This window comes from Pseudogulbenkiania subflava DSM 22618 (assembly GCF_900177275.1).
GTDB classification, from domain to species: Bacteria; Pseudomonadota; Gammaproteobacteria; order Burkholderiales; family Chromobacteriaceae; genus Pseudogulbenkiania; species Pseudogulbenkiania subflava.
The window spans coordinates 68,321-87,890 of sequence record NZ_FXAG01000016.1; the positions used below are offsets into that span (position 1 = coordinate 68,321).

20 protein-coding genes are annotated in these 19,570 nt (G+C 62.2%); 7 read left to right on the plus strand and 13 right to left on the minus strand.

The annotated features are described in order from the left end of the window. Window positions 1-25: 25 nt before the first annotated feature. Window positions 26-1,324, plus strand: a complete 1,299-nt coding sequence (locus tag B9N72_RS14275) for an NCS2 family permease (RefSeq protein WP_085276977.1) — start codon at window positions 26-28, stop codon at window positions 1,322-1,324. A 14-nt stretch (window positions 1,325-1,338) separates the two neighbouring features. After that, window positions 1,339-1,896, plus strand: coding sequence for an adenine phosphoribosyltransferase (locus tag B9N72_RS14280; protein WP_085276978.1), 558 nt, complete (start codon window positions 1,339-1,341; stop codon window positions 1,894-1,896). A 157-nt stretch (window positions 1,897-2,053) separates the two neighbouring features. Here B9N72_RS14280 and B9N72_RS14285 read toward each other — a convergent pair whose 3' ends face one another. Both B9N72_RS14285 and B9N72_RS14290 read right to left on the minus strand, forming a co-directional pair. Next, window positions 2,054-2,191: a DUF3149 domain-containing protein gene (locus B9N72_RS14285; RefSeq protein ID WP_085276979.1), complete on the minus strand. Its 138-nt coding sequence runs from the start codon at window positions 2,189-2,191 to the stop codon at window positions 2,054-2,056. Between the two features lie 189 nt (window positions 2,192-2,380). After that, on the minus strand, window positions 2,381-3,409 hold the full coding sequence (locus B9N72_RS14290; protein WP_085276980.1) for a CDP-6-deoxy-delta-3,4-glucoseen reductase: 1,029 nt from the start codon (window positions 3,407-3,409) through the stop codon (window positions 2,381-2,383). Window positions 3,410-3,446: 37 nt separating this feature from the next. Here B9N72_RS14290 and B9N72_RS14295 point away from each other — a divergent pair, with 37 nt between their 5' ends. Further along, window positions 3,447-4,325 (plus strand): SDR family oxidoreductase, encoded by an 879-nt coding sequence (locus tag B9N72_RS14295; RefSeq protein ID WP_085276981.1) that lies wholly within the window; start codon window positions 3,447-3,449, stop codon window positions 4,323-4,325. A 126-nt stretch (window positions 4,326-4,451) separates the two neighbouring features. Then, window positions 4,452-5,132 carry a tRNA (guanosine(46)-N7)-methyltransferase TrmB gene (gene trmB, locus B9N72_RS14300; protein WP_085276982.1) on the plus strand — a complete coding sequence of 227 codons (681 nt, stop codon included), beginning with the start codon at window positions 4,452-4,454 and terminating at the stop codon, window positions 5,130-5,132. Window positions 5,133-5,184: 52 nt separating this feature from the next. Here trmB and B9N72_RS14305 read toward each other — a convergent pair whose 3' ends face one another. Further along, a complete protein-coding gene (locus tag B9N72_RS14305; protein ID WP_085276983.1) occupies window positions 5,185-5,664 on the minus strand; it encodes a glutathione peroxidase in 480 nt (159 codons plus the stop codon). 90 nt (window positions 5,665-5,754) lie between these two features. Between B9N72_RS14305 and B9N72_RS14310 the strand changes: the two genes are divergently transcribed. Then, window positions 5,755-6,231, plus strand: coding sequence for a DUF1841 family protein (locus tag B9N72_RS14310; RefSeq protein WP_008952503.1), 477 nt, complete (start codon window positions 5,755-5,757; stop codon window positions 6,229-6,231). A 173-nt stretch (window positions 6,232-6,404) separates the two neighbouring features. On the opposite strand, the gene B9N72_RS14315 is transcribed toward B9N72_RS14310, so the two are convergent. Together B9N72_RS14315 and B9N72_RS14320 are read right to left on the minus strand one after the other, a co-directional pair. Further along, on the minus strand, window positions 6,405-7,355 hold the full coding sequence (locus B9N72_RS14315; protein WP_085276984.1) for a D-2-hydroxyacid dehydrogenase: 951 nt from the start codon (window positions 7,353-7,355) through the stop codon (window positions 6,405-6,407). A 10-nt stretch (window positions 7,356-7,365) separates the two neighbouring features. Further along, the gene (locus B9N72_RS14320) at window positions 7,366-8,148 is read right to left on the minus strand and encodes a DUF2189 domain-containing protein (protein WP_085276985.1); all 783 of its coding nucleotides are present in this window, start codon (window positions 8,146-8,148) and stop codon (window positions 7,366-7,368) included. A gap of 170 nt (window positions 8,149-8,318) precedes the next feature. Between B9N72_RS14320 and B9N72_RS14325 the strand changes: the two genes are divergently transcribed. After that, complete coding sequence (locus B9N72_RS14325) at window positions 8,319-8,648, plus strand: FKBP-type peptidyl-prolyl cis-trans isomerase (protein WP_008952500.1); 330 nt, start codon at window positions 8,319-8,321, stop codon at window positions 8,646-8,648. Window positions 8,649-8,714: 66 nt separating this feature from the next. Here B9N72_RS14325 and B9N72_RS14330 read toward each other — a convergent pair whose 3' ends face one another. From B9N72_RS14330 to rlmE, 5 genes are all read right to left on the minus strand, one after another. Continuing rightward, window positions 8,715-9,347, minus strand: coding sequence for a DedA family protein (locus tag B9N72_RS14330; protein WP_234985994.1), 633 nt, complete (start codon window positions 9,345-9,347; stop codon window positions 8,715-8,717). 220 nt (window positions 9,348-9,567) lie between these two features. Further along, complete coding sequence (glmM, locus tag B9N72_RS14335) at window positions 9,568-10,905, minus strand: phosphoglucosamine mutase (RefSeq protein WP_085276986.1); 1,338 nt, start codon at window positions 10,903-10,905, stop codon at window positions 9,568-9,570. A 57-nt stretch (window positions 10,906-10,962) separates the two neighbouring features. Further along, window positions 10,963-11,805: a dihydropteroate synthase gene (gene folP / locus B9N72_RS14340; protein WP_085276987.1), complete on the minus strand. Its 843-nt coding sequence runs from the start codon at window positions 11,803-11,805 to the stop codon at window positions 10,963-10,965. Between the two features lie 72 nt (window positions 11,806-11,877). Then, window positions 11,878-13,788, minus strand: a complete 1,911-nt coding sequence (gene ftsH, locus B9N72_RS14345) for an ATP-dependent zinc metalloprotease FtsH (protein ID WP_085276988.1) — start codon at window positions 13,786-13,788, stop codon at window positions 11,878-11,880. Between the two features lie 77 nt (window positions 13,789-13,865). Then, window positions 13,866-14,483 carry a 23S rRNA (uridine(2552)-2'-O)-methyltransferase RlmE gene (gene rlmE / locus B9N72_RS14350; RefSeq protein ID WP_008952495.1) on the minus strand — a complete coding sequence of 206 codons (618 nt, stop codon included), beginning with the start codon at window positions 14,481-14,483 and terminating at the stop codon, window positions 13,866-13,868. A gap of 319 nt (window positions 14,484-14,802) precedes the next feature. On the opposite strand from rlmE, the gene yhbY reads away from it, so the two are divergent. Continuing rightward, complete coding sequence (gene yhbY, locus B9N72_RS14360) at window positions 14,803-15,129, plus strand: ribosome assembly RNA-binding protein YhbY (protein ID WP_085276990.1); 327 nt, start codon at window positions 14,803-14,805, stop codon at window positions 15,127-15,129. A gap of 107 nt (window positions 15,130-15,236) precedes the next feature. On the opposite strand, the gene B9N72_RS14365 is transcribed toward yhbY, so the two are convergent. The 3 genes from B9N72_RS14365 to carB form a co-directional block, all read right to left on the minus strand. After that, window positions 15,237-15,668 carry a DUF4149 domain-containing protein gene (locus tag B9N72_RS14365; RefSeq protein WP_085276991.1) on the minus strand — a complete coding sequence of 144 codons (432 nt, stop codon included), beginning with the start codon at window positions 15,666-15,668 and terminating at the stop codon, window positions 15,237-15,239. Window positions 15,669-15,724: 56 nt separating this feature from the next. Further along, window positions 15,725-16,201: a transcription elongation factor GreA gene (greA, locus tag B9N72_RS14370; RefSeq protein WP_085276992.1), complete on the minus strand. Its 477-nt coding sequence runs from the start codon at window positions 16,199-16,201 to the stop codon at window positions 15,725-15,727. Between the two features lie 155 nt (window positions 16,202-16,356). Beyond that, a complete protein-coding gene (carB, locus tag B9N72_RS14375) occupies window positions 16,357-19,569 on the minus strand; it encodes a carbamoyl-phosphate synthase large subunit (RefSeq protein ID WP_085276993.1) in 3,213 nt (1,070 codons plus the stop codon). Between the last annotated feature and the right edge of the window lies 1 nt (window position 19,570).

The following is a 19,570-nucleotide window of genomic DNA, read 5'->3' on the forward strand; positions in this document are numbered from 1 at the left end:
ATATGCCATTTTCGAGGGGTTTTCCATGTCGCTGCTGGATAGCTTTTTCAAACTCAAGGAACACGGCACCTCGGTCCGGACCGAGGTCATCGCCGGCGTCACCACCTTCCTGACCATGGCCTACATCATCCTGGTCAATCCGCTGATCCTGTCGGGCACCGGCATGAACCTGGACGCCGTGTTCGTTGCCACCTGCCTCGCCGCCGCGTTGGGCACCGGCATCATGGCGCTGGTCGCCAACTACCCGATCGCACTGGCGCCGGGCATGGGACTCAACGCCTACTTCACCTTCACCGTGGTGGGCGGCATGGGCGTGCCGTGGCAGGCCGCACTGGGTGCGGTCTTCATCTCCGGCGTGGTGTTCCTGGCGGTGAGCCTGTTCAAGGTGCGCGAAGCCATCGTCAACGCCATCCCCCGCTCGCTGAAATTCGCCATTTCCGCCGGCGTCGGCATGTTCCTCGCGATCATCGCGCTGAAGAACGCCGGCGTCATCAAGGCCCATCCGGCCACCTACCTGACCCTGGGCGACATCCATAGTCCCACCACCCTGCTCGCCATCCTGGGCTTCTTCGTCATCGTGGCCCTGGAGTACCGCAAGGTGCCGGGCTCGATCATCCTGGGCATCCTGGCGGTGACCGCGCTGTCGATCACGTTTGGCCTGTCCAAATTCAACGGCGTCGCCGCCGCCGTGCCCAGCATGGCGCCGACCTTTATGCAGATGGACCTGCACGGCGCACTCAACGCCGGTCTGCTCGGGGTGATCTTCGTCTTCTTCTTCGTCGACCTGTTCGATACCACCGGCACGCTGATCGGGGTGTCGCACCGCGCCGGCCTCCTGGATCAGGACGGCAAGCTGCCGCGCCTGAAGCGCGCCCTGCTGGCCGACTCGATCGCCATCACCGCAGGGGCGGTGATGGGCACCTCGTCCACCACGGCCTATATCGAAAGTGCGGCGGGCACCGCCGTCGGCGGCCGTACCGGGCTGACCTCGCTGGTGGTCGCCATCCTGTTCCTGGCGTGTCTGTGGCTGTCGCCGCTCGCCAAGACCGTGCCGGCCTACGCCACCGCGCCGGCACTGTGCTACGTTGCCGTGCTGATGTGCCGTGGCCTGGCCGAAATCGAGTGGGACGACCTCACCGAGTCGGCTCCGGCCGTCATGACCGCGCTGGCGATGCCGTTCACCTTCTCCATCGCTGACGGCATCGCCTTCGGCTTCATCAGCTACGCCGCCCTCAAGCTCTTGAGCGGTCGCATTGCCGAGCTCAAGCCAGCGGTGCTGGTGATCGCGGCACTGTGGGTCTTCAAACTGGCCTTCTTCGCCTGAGGAGCAATGGGCGTATGGAAAATCTGAGCAGTCTCGATTTCTCCGGCTACTTGAAAAACCGGATCCGCACCGTACCGGACTGGCCACAGCAGGGCGTCATGTTTCGCGACATTACGCCGCTGCTGCAGAACCCCAAGACCTTCCGCATGCTGATCGACATCTTCGTCTATCGCTACATGGAGGAGAAGGTCGACCTGATCGCCGGTCTCGACGCACGTGGCTTCATCATCGGCTCGGTGCTGGCCTACGAGCTCAACGTCGGCTTCGTCCCGATCCGCAAGAAGGGCAAGCTGCCGTTCAAGACCGTGTCGGAGGAGTACGAGCTGGAATACGGCAATGCCACGGTGGAAATGCACACCGACGCCTGCAAACCGGGAGATCGGGTGGTGCTGATCGACGACCTGGTCGCCACCGGCGGCACCATGCTGGCCGGAGCCAAGCTGCTGAAGAAACTCGGAGCCGACGTACTGGAGGCGGCGGCCATCATCGACCTGCCGGAACTGGGCGGCAGCCAACTGGTTCGAGACAGCGGGCTGGAACTGTTTACCGTGTGCTCCTACGACGGTCACTGAGCACGGAACACACACGACTGGAAACGCAAACGGGCCTCACGGCCCGTTTTTATTGGTTCAGCTAGCTCACAAAAAAAGAGGATACGGCGGTCACCGTATCCGTCCAAGCACACACACACATAAACCCAAGGAAGTAACGGAGAAAGCGCTCGCCCGCTCAGTGCTTGCGCGACTCGTTCTTCATATTGCGGATGAACAGCGTCACGCAAACGCCCACGACGAGGCTGGCGACCACGATGGTGATCAGGCTCAAGAGCCCGACGTCGTCGGATAACAGTTGTTTCCAGAGTTCCATTTTGCCCTCCTGTGGCGGCTGAGCTCGCCTTGATGACTTTGACTGCCAACCATCATACCCATGACAGAATGTCGGGAATTGACGTAGGTCAAAGGCATGTTTTTCTGTACCGGGCGGGCACAGAGGGCGAAAAAAATGGCCACGAATCGATCCGGGGCCATGTCTTTGGTCGCGCTTGTCGGCGGCGTCTTACTTGCTGGTGCTCGTGTCCTTGGAGAGGAAGAAGGCGTCCGAGAAGAACTCGTCCTCGGACAGACCGCGTTCGCGGGTGAAGCTGCGGTGTGCCGCCTCGACCATCACCGGCGCGCCGCAGGCGTACACTTGGTAGCCCGACAGGTCATCGAAGTCGTCGAGCACCGCCTTGTGCACGAAGCCGGTACGACCGGTCCAATTATCCTCGGGCAGCGCCTCGGACAGCACCGGGATGTAGGTGAAGTTGGCGTTGGACGCCTGCCACTGTTCGGCCAAGTCGGCCATGTACAGGTCGGCCTTGGTGCGCGCGCCCCAGTAGAACACCATGGGACGGGTAATGCCGCTGTGCAGAGCATGCTCGACGATGCCCTTGATCGGGGCAAAACCGGTACCGCTGGCCACGAACACGATGGGCTTGTCCGAATCCTCACGCAGGAAGAAGGTGCCCAACGGCCCCTTGAAGCGCATGATCTCGCGCTCCTTCATCTGAGTGAACACGTATTCGGAGAACGAGCCGCCGGGCTGGTGGCGGATGTGCAGTTCGAGGAAAGCATCGTCGTGCGGCGCGTTGGCGATCGAGAAGCTACGCTTCTTACCGTCCTTCATCAGGATGTCGATGTACTGGCCGGCATGGAACTGCAGGCGTTCGGACACCGGCAGCTTGAGCTTCAGCACCGCCACGTCGTGCAGTTTCTCGATTTTCTCGACGCGGCACGGCAGGGTCTTGACCGGGATGTCGCCGAGGCCGGTGACTTCACGCACCTCGATGGTCAGGTCGCCTTGCGGCTTGGCGCAGCAGAACAGCGCATAGCCCTGCACCCGCTCCTGCTCCGGCAGGGCCTTCTCCTGATAACCATCCTGGCAAACTTCGCCTTCCAGCACCTTGCCCTTACAGGCACCGCAGGCACCATCACGACAGCCGTACGGCAGGCCGATACCATGGCGCAGGGCCGCCTCGAGAATGGTTTCGTGGTCGTCGACCTGGAAGGTGTGTCCACTCGGGAGCACTTTGACTTGAGCAGTCATCTCGTTACTCTACCTTAAGCTCGCTAAAATGCGGTGTATGCGTACTCTATTGATTGCAGGCTTCGGCGACGTGGCACGCAGGGCCGTCCCCCTCTTGGCGCCGCACTGGCGGCTGCTGGCGCTGGTGCGCCGGCCGGAACAAGCAGACGAAGCGCGGCGGCTGGGCATCCAGCCGGTACTGGCCGATCTCGATGACAAGCGTAGCCTGGCACGTCTAGCCGGGCTGGCCGATGCCCTGCTCTATACCGCCCCGCCGCCGGAGCGCGGGGAGCACGACCCGCGCCTTGGCAAGTTGTTATGCACGCTGGCAAAGGGGAAAAGTCTACCACAGCGGGTAGTCTATATCAGCACCAGCGGGGTCTACGGCGATGCCGGAGGCGCATGGCTGGACGAAACCGCGCCGCTGCGCCCGCAAAGCGCACGCGCCAAACGACGCGTCGACGCCGAGCGCCGACTACGTGCCTTTGCCAGAAGCAGCGGCGCCAGCATCACCATCCTGCGTGCTCCGGGCATCTACGCCGCCGAGCGCTTGCCGACGACACGGCTGATCAACGGCACACCCCTGATCGCGGCAGACGAAGACAGCTACGGCAACCACATCCACGCCGACGATCTGGCACGGCTGTGCGCGGCAGCGTTGCGGCGCACCGGCGGCATCCGCATTTACAACGCCTGCGACGACGAACCGTTGACGGTGGGCGAATGGTACGACCGCCTGGCGGACGCGCTGGGCATGCCGCGCGCGCCACGCCTGCCACGGATCGAAGTGCAGGCGGCGGTCTCCCCTGCCCTGTGGTCGTTCCTGGCCGAGTCGCGGCGACTCGACAACCACCGACTTAAACGGGAATTGAAGGTCCGGCTGCGCTACCCGACCGTGGCGAGCTTTCTCGCCACCCTGCCTGGCCCGACAACATGATGTCAGTTGGCGTAGCGCCAGGATCACGGTGACCGGCATCACTCAAGCCGGGGAGGGAATGTCTCGCCACCTCGCGCCAGATTCGGTAACATCGCGCTTTTTTTGACTTTTCCAACGAAGACCGCCATGGAAAACCCGGCTTTTCAGCGACACATCAAGAGCTTCGTGCTACGTCAGGGCCACCTGACGCCGTCCCAGAAGCGCGCCATGGACGAAGGCATGCCGCGCTGGGGTATCGAGTACCGCCCCGAGACCCTCGACCTCGAACAGGCATTCGGCCGCCAGGCACCGAAAATCCTGGAAATCGGCTTCGGCATGGGTACCGCCACGGCGGAAATCGCCGCCAACAATCCGCAACAGGACTACCTGGGGGCCGAAGTGCATTCGCCAGGCGTGGGCAACCTGCTCAAGCTGATTTCCGAGCAAGACATTTCCAACCTGCGCCTGATCCGCCATGACGCCGTCGAGGTCATCGACCACATGCTGGCCGACGCCTCGCTCGACGGCATTCATATTTTCTTCCCGGACCCATGGCACAAAAAACGCCACAACAAGCGCCGGCTGATCCAGGGCCCCCTGGTGGCGAAGCTGGTGAAGAAGCTGAAGCCGGGCGGCTACCTGCACGCCGCCACCGACTGGGAAGATTATGCGGTCCAGATCCTGGAGGTGTTTTCGGCCACCCCCGAGCTCGCCAACAGCGCCGACGGCTACGCCCCGCGCCCGGACTACCGTCCGCTCACCAAGTTCGAGCAGCGCGGCATCCGCCTCGGCCACGGGGTATGGGACATCATCTTCCGGCGTAACTGAGCCGGAGATTCCGAGGCTTGGGCTCCCTCGACGGCAGGCCTAGGCGCGTGCCTCATCCCCCCAACAAACGATCGATATCGTCGAGCAGCTCATGCGGCTGCACCGCCGGCTCATAACGCTTGACCAGCCGTCCCCTGCCGTCGATCAGGAACTTGGTGAAGTTCCATTTCACCGGCTGGGGATGATCGGTATCGGCGCGAGTCAGCCAGCGCCACAAGGGATGTGCCTCGTCGCCGTTGACAGCGACCTTGGCGTAAAGCGGGAACGTCACCCCGAAACGGCTCTGGCAGAACACGGCGATGCTGTCCTCTGCTCCCGGCTCCTGTCCGCCGAACTGGTTGCAGGGAAAGCCGAGCAAGGCGAACTCCTCGCCGGCGAAGTACACCGCCAGTTCCTGCAAGCCGGTGTATTGCGGGGTGAAGCCGCATTCGCTGGCGGTATTGACCACCAGTACCACCATGCCGGCGTAGCGCGACAGGGATTCGGGACTGCCGTCGATACGGCAGGCGGAAAAGTCATGGAGCGTGGTCATGGTGGGTCTCCGTCTCGTATAATCGGCACTGCTACAGCACAGGAGCCGCCGCGCGCGGCATCCTCCGTTTTTCTCCTCAGGTAGATCGCCATGTTCAATCCCAGCCGCCAGGACGCACGCCGTTTCTTTTTCGACACCTGGGCCAAACACCAGCGCAACGAGCCGCTGACCGATCTGGAAAAAATCACGCTGACCATCCTGCTGGAGCATCCGGAATACCATGCCATCGTCGGCCAACCCGAGCGCTACCTGGAACAGGAATGGACACCGGACATGGGAGAATCCAACCCTTTCCTGCACCTGAGCCTGCACATGGCGATCGAGGAGCAACGTTCCATCGACCAACCCTTCGGCATCCGCTCGCTCTACGCCCAGCTCGCCCTGCGTCTGGGCGACGAACATGCCGCCCAGCACCAGATGATGGAATGCCTTGGCGAAATGATCTGGCACGCCCAACGCTATGGCGGGGGCCCGGACGTTAATCGCTACATTTCCTGCGTGCGCGGCCGGCTGGGCATGGGCGAAGAAGAAACTCCACGCATCAACCCCAATGATGTCGGCGACTGACAAGGCGCTTCCGGTTCTTTAGGTGATAGCCCAAGTTGGCGGCTGCCACAAACCCTGAAATGGCAAGCGATGCAAATCGATGCCAAGCCTGTCCAACGCGCCCCTGACCACGCCCCAGAACGAAAAAGGCACCCGAGCCTAGTGGCGGGTGCCTTTCCATCGCGGCATAAGCTTTAGACGATGCGTCGCAGCCTGCGCCCCTCGATGAAGGCTTCGATATTCTCGACCAGTTGCCCCGCCAGCCGGCTCATCGCCTCGTGGCTGGCCCAGCCAACGTGCGGGGTGACGATCAGATGCGGCAGCCGCGCCTTGAGCAGCGGATTTCCCTCGCTCGGTGGCTCGACCGTCAACACATCGAACCCTGCCCCACCCAGTTGACCATACTTGAGTGCCGCCACCAGTGCCTCCTCGTCGACCAGCCCGCCACGTGCGGTATTGATCAGCACGGCCCCCGGTTTCATACGCTGCAGTTCCTCAACGCCGATCATATTGCGGGTTTGCTCGGTCAACAGACAATGCAGCGACAGCACGTCCGAGCTAGTCAGCAGGGTGTCGAAATCGACGTAGCCCTCGCGCACGCTGGCCGCCCCCTTGCGCTCTCCGAACAGCACGGTCATACCGAAGGCGCGCGCACGCGACGCCAGCGCCTGACCAATGCCGCCAGAACCAATGATCCCCAGCGTGGCGCCCTGCAGGTCGCGAATCGGCGCGCCGAAATGGCAGAACTGCGGCGCGTTCTGCCACACCCCAGCCGCCACGTCGCGCTGGTAGGCCGGCAGGTTGCGGAACAGCGCCAGCATCATCATGAAAGCGTGCTCGGCCACTGTATCGTCGCCGTAATGCTGGATGTTCGCCACGGCCACGCCGCGTTCGCGGCAAGCCTCGAGGTCGATATGGTTCACCCCGGTCGCCGCCACAGCCAGCAGTTTCAGCGCGGGCAGAGCCTCAAGCGTGGCACGGTTGAACGGCACCTTGTTGGTGATGACGATCTCGGCCCCCTCGGCATGGCTGACGATCTGCCCTGGAGTGGTGGCCGGGAATTCATGATAACGATGGGGGAAGGCAAAAACAGGAACCGGGACAGGCAGGCTGTCCCGGTCCAGAAATACGATGGAATGGGTCATGTAGTCGTCGTCAGCGCTCGAAGGTGATCAAATCGCGGTAGGCATGCCAGGTGGCCAGGCCGATCACCGGCATGATCACGATCAGGCCGACGAAATAGGTGGCAAAGCCCACCACGGTGAGGGCAACAATCATAGCCGCCCACACCAGCATCGTCAGCAGGTTCTTGTACACCGCCTGCAGGCTGGCAACCATGGCCGTGACGGTATCCACTTCCTTGTCGAGCAGCATCGGCAATGATACCGCGCTGACCGCAAACACCAGCGCCGCAAAGAAGAAACCGATACCGAAATAAGCAACCAGGAAGCCCACGTTCTCGGGCTTGAAGGCGTTACTGACTACCATGTTCAACGTCGGCAAGGTCGCCGTGTCGTAGAACAGCGCAAACATCAACAGCGACATGCGGAACCAGCCGAACACCAGCACGGCCAGCAACACAGCGTACAGTGCAAAGCTGTGCATGTTGACCCGCCAGGCCGTCATGCTGTGGACCAGCGTGACGCGACCACGACCATCGAATGCCTCCATCTGCTTGGCGATGTCGTAGAGGCCAATCGCAAGGAACGGTCCGGCCAGCAGGAAGATGGTGGACAAGGTGATGACGATCTCTGGCGCCTGTTCGAAATAGGTCGTCAGCAGGTAGCCCATCAGCACGAAGACGGCGCCGTAGAACAGCGAGTCGGCCGGAGCACGCTGCAAATCCTTGAACCCCTGACGCAACCATTTGGCTGGGTACGACACGTTGACATGCTTGACGACCGGGTGCTCGTTTGACGGATGGTGTGCGATATCCATGATGTATCCCCTTTGCTGCAAGAGTGTGTGGCGGACAAACCCGGCATTAGTTTTTTTATAAGCCATAACCGCGGAAACACAACCCGGGAGGAGCCCCCAACGGGACGACGCCGCCGGACGGCGCTGCTACAATAAATAGCTTGGATGACTCTAATGAAAGGACAGAGCTGATGGCGTCCGAACTGATCATTGAAGAACTGCAACTGGGCGACGGGGCCGAAGCCACCGTTGGCCAGGAAGTCACCGTGCACTACACCGGCTGGCTCACCGACGGCACCAAGTTCGACTCGAGCAAGGACCGCTTCCAGCCGTTTTCCTTCCCGCTAGGCGCAGGTTACGTAATCAAGGGCTGGGATCAGGGCGTAGCCGGCATGAAAGTCGGCGGCAAGCGCAAACTGACCATCCCGGCCGAACTGGGCTACGGCGCACGCGGCGCCGGCGGGGTCATCCCGCCCAACGCCACGTTGATCTTCGAAGTGGAACTGCTGCAGGTGGGCTGAATATCAACCACTGTTGCAACAAAAAAGCCATCGCATGCGATGGCTTTTTTGTTGCAACGAACCGATTCATTTCTTGGGAGTCAATGGCGCAGGATGGCCGTTCTTTTTCTTGCGGTAACACGCCATCGCCACGCCCGCCAGCAACAGCGCCACCACGATCAAAATCCCGGCCTGGCCACGGTGCACCCAGGTCATCAGCCAGTCGCGGTTGGCCGCACCAAGATAGCCCAGATACACCCACACCGGCACGGAAATGAGCGCGGCAAAACCATCCATCAGCAAAAAACGCCAGTACGGCACGCGCCGGGTCATCCCGGCGGTGATAAAGATCGGCGAACGCAAACCAGGTAGGAAGCGCGCCACGAACAGCACCCAGTTGCCATACTTGTCGAATTTTTCCTGCACTGCGGCAAAGCGTTCCTGGGTGAGGATGCGGGCAATCGGCTTGAAGCGCAGCACGCGATGGCCGTAGTGATGGCCAAGCGCAAACATCAGGCCATCACCGAACAGCACACCGGCCATGCCCACGGCCACCATCCAGTCGACATTGGCAAACCCCAAACCAGAGATGATGCCGCCCGCCACCAGCGTGATGTCTTCCGGGATGGGCACGCCACAACCACAGGCCAACAACACCAGGAAGACGGCGAGATAGCCGTACCCGGTAAAGAAATCGAGAAGAATCTGCAGAATATCCATGTAGGCCCGTCTGTCCATCCCCCTGCTCAGGCAGGGTTAGTGCCCCGTTTTCAGAGCGGGGACGTATCGTGGAGCATCATGATAACACAGCCCATCGTGGCAATTTCTTGATACCGAACAGCCTTCCCCATCGCATCACGGAATCGCCCCCAGCGCCCGAATGACAAAAACCCACAACCGGATAGCTGTGGGTTTTTGCAGGAAGGCAGACCTAACGCGCTCAGCCAGCGGAGCTTTCGATCACGGCCGCGATTTCCCGCGCCCACTTCTCCGACAAGGCATGATCGTCCGCTTCCACCATCACGCGCACCACCGGCTCGGTGCCACTGGGACGCAGGACAACCCGGCCGCGCCCTTGCAAGGCAGTCTCAGCCGATTTCAAGACATCTGTGGATGCGGCTTTCCAGTCCTGCCCCTTGAGTCGCACATTGATCAGCGTCTGCGGAAACGGCTGCCAATCACGGCAGACACTGGCCAGATCCTGCCCCAGCTCGGCCAGGGACGTCAGCACCTGAAGACAGGAAATGATGCCGTCCCCGGTATTATGCTTATCGAGGCACAGCACATGGCCGGAAGCCTCTCCGCCCACCTGCCAGCCATTGCTGTGCAGCATCTCGAGGACGTAGCGGTCACCCACCTTGGCCCGACCGAACGGCACGGCCATCTTCTGCAAGGCCAGCTCCATCCCCATATTCGTCATCACGGTTCCGACCACGCCGCCCTTCAGCTCACCCTTGGCGGCTCGCGCCTTGGCGATGACGTAGATCAGCTGGTCGCCGTCGTAGACCTGGCCCTTGCGGTCCACCATCATCAGTCGGTCGCCGTCGCCGTCGAGCGCCACGCCGTAATCGGCCTCGTGCTGCAGCACTGCCGCCTGCAGGGTCTTGGTGTAGGTCGCCCCGACCTTGTCATTGATGTTGTAGCCGGTCGGCTCACCGCCAATCGTCACCACCTCGGCACCCAGTTCGTGGAACACCTTGGGAGCGATATGATAGGTGGCACCGTGGGCGCAATCGACCACCAGCTTCAAGCCCTTGAGATCGCGGTCGTTGGGGAAGGTGCTCTTGCAGAACTCGATGTAGCGCTCGGCCGCGCCATCGATACGACGCGCCCGCCCCAGTTCTCGCGAAGGCCGGGTCTCCATCGGCTGCTCGAGCATCGCCTCGATTTCCAGCTCGATGGCATCGTCCAACTTCTTGCCGCCTTCGGCGAAGAACTTGATGCCGTTATCGTGATAGGGATTGTGCGAGGCCGAGATCATGACCCCTGCCGAGAGGCGCAAAGCACGCGTCAGATAGGCGATACCCGGGGTCGGCAGCGGCCCGGTGAGCAGTACGTTGACGCCGGCGGCGGTCAAACCCGCCTGCAAGGCAGCCTCCAGCATATAGCCGGAAATCCGCGTGTCCTTGCCGATCAGCACGGTTGGATGCGAGTCGTTCTCGTGGTTGACCAACACCCGCCCTGCGGCGTAACCGAGCTTGAGCACGAATTCGGGGGTGATTGGAAATTGGCCGACTTCGCCGCGGACGCCATCGGTACCAAAGTATTTGCGAGCCATATTATGTTGTATCCCTGAAAAACGGCACGACATTGTACTGCCAGCCGACATGAGGTGTCAGTGATGGGTCTGTTCCAGTGCGGCCAGCAACTGCAGCGCCTGACGGGTGGCCTTGACGTCGTGCACCCGGACCACTTTGGCGCCACGCCGCGCCGCCTCCAACGCTGCCGCCACACTGGCCCCCAGTCGCTCGGCCGGCACCTCTTCACCGGTAACCGCGCCGAGCATCGACTTGCGCGACATGCCGACCAGGAGCGGGACGCCGGCCAGTTGTTCGACTTCGGACAGGCGTTGCAACAGCTGCAGGTTATGCTCCAGCGTCTTGCCAAACCCAAATCCCGGGTCGCCCAGCAGCCGCGCGAGTTCGATGCCATGCTCCAGGCACAAGGCCACGCGCCGCCCGAGATAGGACCCGACTTCATCAACCACATCGCGATAGTGCGGGTTATGCTGCATGGAGTCCGGATTGCCTTGCTTGTGCATCAGGCAGATGCCCGCCCGGCTCCCCGCCACAGCGGCCAGCGCACCATCATCCTCCAGGGCTGAGACGTCGTTGATCAGATCGACCACGCCGGCCTCCAGCGCGGCGCGCATCACCGAGGCGCGGCGAGTATCGAGCGACAGCGGTACATTCAATGAAGCCAAACGTTCGAGCACCGGCAACACGCGCGTCTCCTCTTCTTCCGGGCTGACGTAGGGCGCGCCGGGCCGGGTCGATTCACCGCCGATGTCGAGGATGTCCGCCCCCTCTTCCAGAAGCCTCTCAGCATGAGCCAGGGCAGTATCGAGCCGGTTGAAGCGGCCGCCGTCTGAAAAGGAATCGGGGGTAACGTTGAGAATGCCCATCAACAGCGGGCGATCCAACGCGAGCGTAAAGCGTCCGCACACGAAGCCGGTCATGGTATTGCCTGTAGGGAGATCGCAAAAAAGGCGGCAGCACGATGCTGCCGCCTTGGGTAAGGATGGAATGGTTCAGTGTTCCTGCGCCGGGGTCGCACTCGGTTCCGGCGCCGTACCGGTCGGCTTGTCACCGCCACCGCTACCTGCCGTGCTGCGGTCGGGACGCGGCGGACGCGGCGGACGGCCGGCCATGATGTCGTCGATCTGCTCGGCGTCGATGGTCTCCCACTCGAGCAGCGCCGCAGTCATCGCTTCGACTTTGTCGCGGTGCTCTTCAAGCAGGTGGCGCGCCAGCCCGTACTGTTCGTCGATGATGCGGCGGATTTCCGTATCCACCTGCTGCATGGTCGCTTCCGACATATTCTTGTGGGTCGTGACCGAGCGGCCGAGGAACACTTCACCCTCGTTCTCGCCGTACACCATCGGCCCCAGCTTGTCGGACATGCCGTAGCGGGTCACCATGTCGCGCGCCATCTGGGTGGCACGTTCGAAGTCGTTCGACGCACCGGTGGTCATCTGGTTCATGAACAGCTCTTCGGCGATACGGCCGCCGAACAGGATGGCGATCCGGTCCATCAGGTAGCCGCGGTCGTAGGCGTAGCGGTCTTCTTCCGGCAGCTGCATGGTCAAGCCCAGCGCGCGGCCGCGCGGAATGATGGTGACCTTATGCACGGGGTCGGACTTGGGCAGCAGCTTGGCGACCACGGCGTGGCCGGATTCGTGATAGGCAGTATTACGCTTCTCTTCTTCCGACATCACCATGGACTTGCGCTCGGCGCCCATCATGATTTTGTCCTTGGCGGCCTCGAAGTCGTCCATGTCGACCAGGCGCTTGTTGCGGCGCGCAGCAAACAGCGCCGCCTCGTTCACCAGGTTGGCGAGATCCGCGCCGGAGAAACCCGGCGTGCCGCGCGCGATGACCGATGCCTCGACATCCGCGGCAATCGGCACCTTGCGCATGTGCACCGAGAGAATCTGTTCGCGGCCACGGATATCCGGCAGCGGCACTACCACCTGGCGGTCGAAACGGCCGGGGCGCTGAAGCGCCGGGTCCAGCACGTCTGGGCGGTTGGTGGCGGCGATCACGATCACCGTGGTATTGGTTTCGAAGCCATCCATCTCGACCAGAAGCTGGTTGAGGGTTTGCTCGCGCTCGTCGTTGCCACCGCCGAGACCGGCACCGCGCTGGCGACCGACCGCGTCGATTTCATCGATGAAGATGATGCACGGGGAATTTTTCTTGGCCTGCTCGAACATGTCGCGCACGCGAGCGGCGCCGACACCAACGAACATTTCGACGAAGTCGGAGCCGGAGATGCTGAAGAACGGCACCTTGGCCTCACCGGCGATGGCCTTGGCCAGCAGGGTCTTACCGGTACCGGGGCTGCCGCACAGCAGGATGCCGCGCGGAATACGGCCACCCAGGCTCTGGTAGCGCGAGGGATCGCGCAGGTAGTCGACGATCTCCTTGACCTCTTCCTTGGCTTCATCGCAGCCGGCGACGTCCTGGAAGGTCACGGTGTTGGTGTCCTGGTCGAGCATGCGCGCCTTGCTCTTGCCGAACGAGAACGCCCCGCCCTTGCCGCCGCCCTGCATTTGGCGCATGAAGAAAATCCACACACCGATCAGCAGCAGCATCGGGAACCAGCTGATGAACAGACTCATCAGCATGCTGGGCTCCTCTTCCGGCTTGGCCGAGAAGCGCACGTTGTTCTTGATCAGGTCATCGACCAGCTGCGGGTCGTAAGGGGCATAGGTCATGAAGGAAGAGCCGTCGGCTCGCTTGCCTTTCAGCCACTGCCCGCGTAACGGATGCCCCTCGATGCTCAACGACTGCACCTTACCCGACTCGACATCGCTGATGAACTGCGAATACTCGATCTGGTTCTGGGTATCCTGACGCTTGTTGAACTGATTGAACACCGTCATCAGTACCAGACCGATGATCACCCAAATGGCGATGTTTTTGCCGATATTGTTCACTAGAGCGGACTCCTCTGTGCCCTGACTTAGCTGGTTGCCCGTATTGATACGGATTGTAACCCCCGTAGGGGTGGATGTCAGCGACGACCTTTGCCCAACAGGTAAATTTCCGTGGAGCGGTCACGCGAGGCCTTGGGCTTGCGGCTGACCACCTCGTCGAACAGTTCCCGCATGGACTTGAGGTAGGGCTGGAAATCGCTACCCTGAAAAACTTTGACGAGAAAACTCCCGCCCGGTTTCAGATGGTCGCGGACAAACTCCAGCGCCAGCTCGCACAAGTGAAAACTGCGCGCCTGATCAATGGCGCTCATACCTGAGATATTGGGGGCCATGTCGGATATTACAAGATCAAGTTCGCGCCCACCGAGCAGCGCCACGAACTGATCGAGGACTTCCTGCTCGCGGAAGTCGCCCTGAATGAACTCGACGTCGGCAATCGGGTTCATTGGCAGGATGTCGAGCGCGTACACCTTGCCCTTGTCGCCGACCAGCCGCGCCGCCACTTGCGACCAGCTGCCCGGTGCCGAGCCCAAGTCGGCGAGCACCGTGCCGGGGCGGATCAGCTTGTCCTTGTCGTTGATTTCCAGGAGCTTGTACGCGGCACGGGCACGGTAGCCGTCCTTTTGCGCCATGTGCACGTAGTGGTCGTGCACATGCTCGCGCAGCCAGTCGTTGCTGGATTTACTTCTAGCCATTGATGTCCTGCTCAGTCGTCTTGAAAACAGCCCCACCCCGCTCGTGTTGGCGGGAGGCCATGCAGCCAGGCTGCCATTTTTTAAAAGTACTCCAGGCGGAGCCACTCGCAAAGTCCGTGCCGGCCCCGGCTGGCCGGCTGAAGAACGGCCTCCGCCGAATGCGGACGAGCCACCGAGATAACGCCATAAGCATGGCAGCCACGACGGGATGTCGCATGTATCTGTTTTCAGCGGCTATTTCCACCAGCGGCGGGGGCGGAACTTGGGGTAAAGGCCGAAAGTTTAGTAGAATCTCGTTTTATTCAGGAAGCTCACGCCCATGAAAATCGAACTTGCTCCCTTTGAGCGCCAATACCTGAAAGGACTCGCCCACGATCTCAAGCCGGTAGTGATGATCGGCAACCATGGCCTGAGCGAGGCAGTCGTTCGGGAAATCGCCATCAACCTCGATGCGCACGAACTGATCAAGATCCGGGTGCAGGGCGACGACCGCGATGCCCGTGTGGCGCTGTTCGACAAGATCTGCGACGAACTGGGCGCAGCCCAGGTCCAGCACATCGGCAAGCTCCTGGTGCTGTGGCGTCCGTCCGACAAGCAGCGCGTGGTGCTGCCGAAGAGCAAGAAGGCGCTCAAAGCACAGCCCTGATGTGATTGCTGGAACACGAAAAAAAGCGGTGGTCTGACCACCGCTTTTTTTCACCCCGCCTCCGACTGCCGGCAGCGACCCGGAAATGAGCATGCCACTCGGCGGCGTCAGCTGTCCCGGCGCAGGATATAAGCCAGCGCCATCAGGCTCTGCAGCAGATAGATCAGGCTCGAGATCGCGTGCCAGGTGGCAAAGCCCCCGCCGAACAAACCTTCGGCCGCCTGGTTCATCTGCAGCTTGAGATTGGCGATGATCGGCGACACGGCAAAATGGTTGATCAGGGTGCATAACAGCATGCCGATGATCAGCCAGAACGTGGCGGACTTAACGCCACGCAGGCCATCCCGCCAGATGAAATCCACCAGCAGGAACACCCCGCACACCAGCCCGACCCAGGCGATGGCGGAAAACAGCTTGCCGGCGACCATGCCGGCGGTGCCACGGTCGAGCACCGAGAACAATACCGGGGTGACGATGATGCCGATGATCCACATGCCACCGATCCAGAAGGTGCGGGTAATCGCCCTCAACCCATCCATGCGCAGTCCCCTTTATCCAAACCTGCCAGGCACGGCCCCGCCGTGCCGCAAACCGCTCAGATGTATTTGACGTCCAGGATTTCGTACTCGCGGATGCCGCCCGGGGCCATCACTTCAGCCACATCGCCGGCTTCCTTGCCGATCAAGGCGCGGGCGATCGGCGAGTTCACCGACACCTTGGCGAACTTGATGTCCGCTTCGTCGTCGCCGACGATCTGGTAAGTGACCTCTTCCTCGCTCTCCAGATCCATCAGTTCGACCGTGGTGCCGAACACGATGCGGCCTTCGGCGTCCAGCTCGGTCGGGTTGATGATCTGGGCGTTGGAGAGCTTGCCCTCCAGTTCCGCGATGCGGCCTTCGACGAAAGCCTGGCGCTCCTTGGCCGCGTCGTATTCGGCGTTCTCCGACAGATCGCCATGGGAGCGGGCTTCGGCAATGGCCTCGATCACCGCCGGACGTTCCACGCTCTTGAGCCGCTGCAGTTCTTCTTTCAGCAGTTCTGCGCCACGCAGGGTCAACGGGACTTTGTTCATTCGACTTCTCTCCGCAGGCGGGATACCCGCCATCATGAAAAAGCACAAGCCGCCGTACGGGACGGCGGCTTGGCTGCTAGTAGCTTGCTGGCTGAATTGTAACGGCAAACGGCGCGGGGTTCAAAGGTTGGCCGAAACCCGCACCGTTCGTGTCGTCAGCCGTTTCGGACCATGGCGTGCAGGTCCTGCACGCTGTACACGTCGAACTCCTCGGCATGCGCCATGCCGACACACACGGCCTTGGCACCGGCCAGGGTGGTGTACTGCGGCACGCGCATCTGCAGCGCCGAGCGGCGAATCGAGTGACTATCCTGGATGGCCTGACGCTTTTCATCGACGGTGTTGAACACCAGGCTGATTTCGCCGTTCTTGATCATGTCGACGATGTGCGGGCGGCCTTCGTTGACCTTGTTGATCAGCTGCACCGGGATGCCGGCTTCCTGGATGCCGCGCGCCGTGCCACGGGTGGCCACCACCTCGAAGCCCAGGCGCACCATCTCACGGGCTACTTCGACGGAGCCGGCCTTGTCGCTGTTGCGCACAGACAGGAACACCTTGCCCGACTTCGGCAGGCGGTCGCCAGCACCGAGTTCCGCCTTGATGAAGGCTTCGGCGAAGCTGCGGCCGACGCCCATGACCTCGCCGGTGGACTTCATTTCCGGACCGAGGATGGTATCCACGCCAGGGAATTTGATGAACGGGAACACCGCTTCCTTGACCGCGTAGTACGGCGGCACCACTTCCTTGGTGAAGCCCTGTTCGGCCAGGCTGATGCCCGCCATGCAACGCGCGGCGATTTTGGCCAGCGGTGCGCCGGTGACCTTGGAGACGAACGGCACGGTACGCGAAGCACGCGGGTTCACTTCCAGCACGTAGATGGTGTCGCCCTGGATGGCAAACTGCACGTTCATCAGGCCGACCACGTTCAGCGCCTTGGCCATGGCCACGGTCTGGCGGCGGATTTCGTCCTGCACCGCGGGGAACAGGCTGTACGGCGGCAGCGAGCAGGCCGAGTCGCCGGAGTGCACGCCGGCTTGTTCAACGTGCTGCATGATGCCGCCGATCACTACCAGCTCACCGTCGGATACCGCGTCGACGTCGACTTCGATGGCATCGTTAAGGAAGCGATCGAGCAGCACCGGGCTGTCGTTCGACACCTTCACCGCCTCGCGCATGTAGCGCTCGAGGTCGGCCGGCTCGTGCACGATCTCCATGGCACGGCCGCCCAGCACGTAGGATGGGCGCACCACCAGCGGGTAGCCGATCTCTTCGGCCAACCGCATGGCGTCGGCCGGGGTACGCGCGGTACGGTTCGGCGGCTGCTTCAGGCCGAGCTCCTGCAGCATCTTCTGGAAGCGCTCGCGGTCTTCGGCGCAGTCGATCATGTCCGGCGTGGTGCCGATGATGGGCACGCCGTTGGCCTCGAGCGCACGCGCCAGCTTCAGCGGAGTCTGGCCGCCATACTGCACGATGACGCCGAACGGTTTCTCGACGTGGCAGATCTCCAGCACGTCTTCCAGTGTCAGCGGCTCGAAGTACAGGCGGTCGGAGGTGTCGTAGTCGGTCGAGACGGTTTCCGGGTTGCAGTTGACCATGATGGTCTCGAAACCGGACTCGCGCAGCGCCAGCGCCGCATGCACGCAGCAGTAGTCGAACTCGATACCCTGGCCGATGCGGTTCGGACCACCGCCCAACACCATGATCTTCTTGCGGTCGGTCGGCCGCGATTCGCACTCTTCCTCGTAGCTCGAGTACATGTAGGCGGTGTTGGTGGCGAACTCGGCGGCGCAGGTGTCGACGCGCTTGTACACCGGGCGCAGGTTGAGCGCCCAGCGGCGCGCACGCACCGCACCCTGGTCGACGCCGAGCAGCGCGCCCAGACGACGGTCGGAGAAGCCCTTGCGCTTCAGGCGACGCAGTTCAGCGTAGTCGAGCTCGTCGAGCTTGCGGCCGGCCAGCGCCTTTTCCTCACCGACGATGTCCTCGATCTGGGCCAGGAACCACGGATCGATCTTGCTGATGGCGAAGATGTCGTCACGGGTCAGGCCGGCGCGGAACGCGTCGGCGACGTAGAGGATGCGTTCCGGGCCCGGCGTGCCGATCTCGTGGCGGATCTGCTCCAGGTCGGAGGTCACCGGGTCGAAGCCGGCGAGGCCGGTTTCCAGCCCGCGCAGCGCCTTCTGCATCGATTCCTGCAGGGTGCGGCCCATCGCCATCACTTCGCCCACCGACTTCATCTGGGTGGTCAGGCGGTCGTCGGCCTGCGGGAACTTCTCGAAGGCGAAGCGCGGGATCTTGGTGACGACATAGTCGATCGACGGCTCGAACGAGGCCGGGGTGGCGCCACCGGTGATATCGTTCTTCAGTTCGTCGAGGGTGAAACCGACCGCCAGCTTGGCGGCGATCTTGGCGATCGGGAAGCCGGTGGCCTTAGACGCCAGCGCGGACGAACGCGATACGCGCGGGTTCATCTCGATGACGATCATCTCGCCGGTGTCCGGATTGGTGGCGAACTGCACGTTGGAGCCGCCGGTATCGACACCGATCTCGCGCAGTACCGCCAGCGAGGCGTTGCGCATGATCTGGTATTCCTTGTCGGTCAGCGTCTGCGCCGGTGCGACGGTGATCGAGTCGCCGGTGTGCACGCCCATCGGGTCGAAGTTCTCGATCGAGCAGATGATGATGCAGTTGTCGTTGCGGTCACGCACGACTTCCATCTCGTACTCTTTCCAGCCGAGTACCGATTGCTCGATCAAGAGTTCGTGGGTCGGCGAGGCTTCGAAGCCGCGTTCGCAGATCGCCAGGAACTCTTCCTTGTTGTAGGCGATGCCGCCGCCCGAGCCGCCCATGGTGAACGACGGGCGGATCAGCGTCGGGAAACCGACCTTGGCCTGGGCCGCCAGCGACTCTTCCATGGTGTGGCAGACGAAGGACAGCGGGCAGGACAGGCCGATCTTGGCCATGGCTTCCTTAAAGCGGCCGCGGTCTTCCGCCTTGTCGATGGCGTCTTCGGTGGCACCGATCAGTTCGACCTTGTACTTCTCCAGCACACCGTTGCGCGCGAGGTCGAGCGCGCAGTTCAGCGCGGTCTGGCCGCCCATGGTCGGCAGGATCGCGTCCGGGCGCTCCTTGGCGATGATTTTTTCCACCACCTGCCAGTTGATCGGCTCGATATAGGTGACGTCGGCCATGTCCGGGTCGGTCATGATGGTCGCCGGGTTGGAGTTGACCAGGATGACCTTGTAACCCTCTTCACGCAGCGCCTTGCAGGCCTGGGCGCCGGAGTAGTCGAATTCGCAGGCCTGGCCGATCACGATGGGACCGGCGCCGATGATGAGAATGCTCTTTAAGTCAGTACGTTTTGGCATC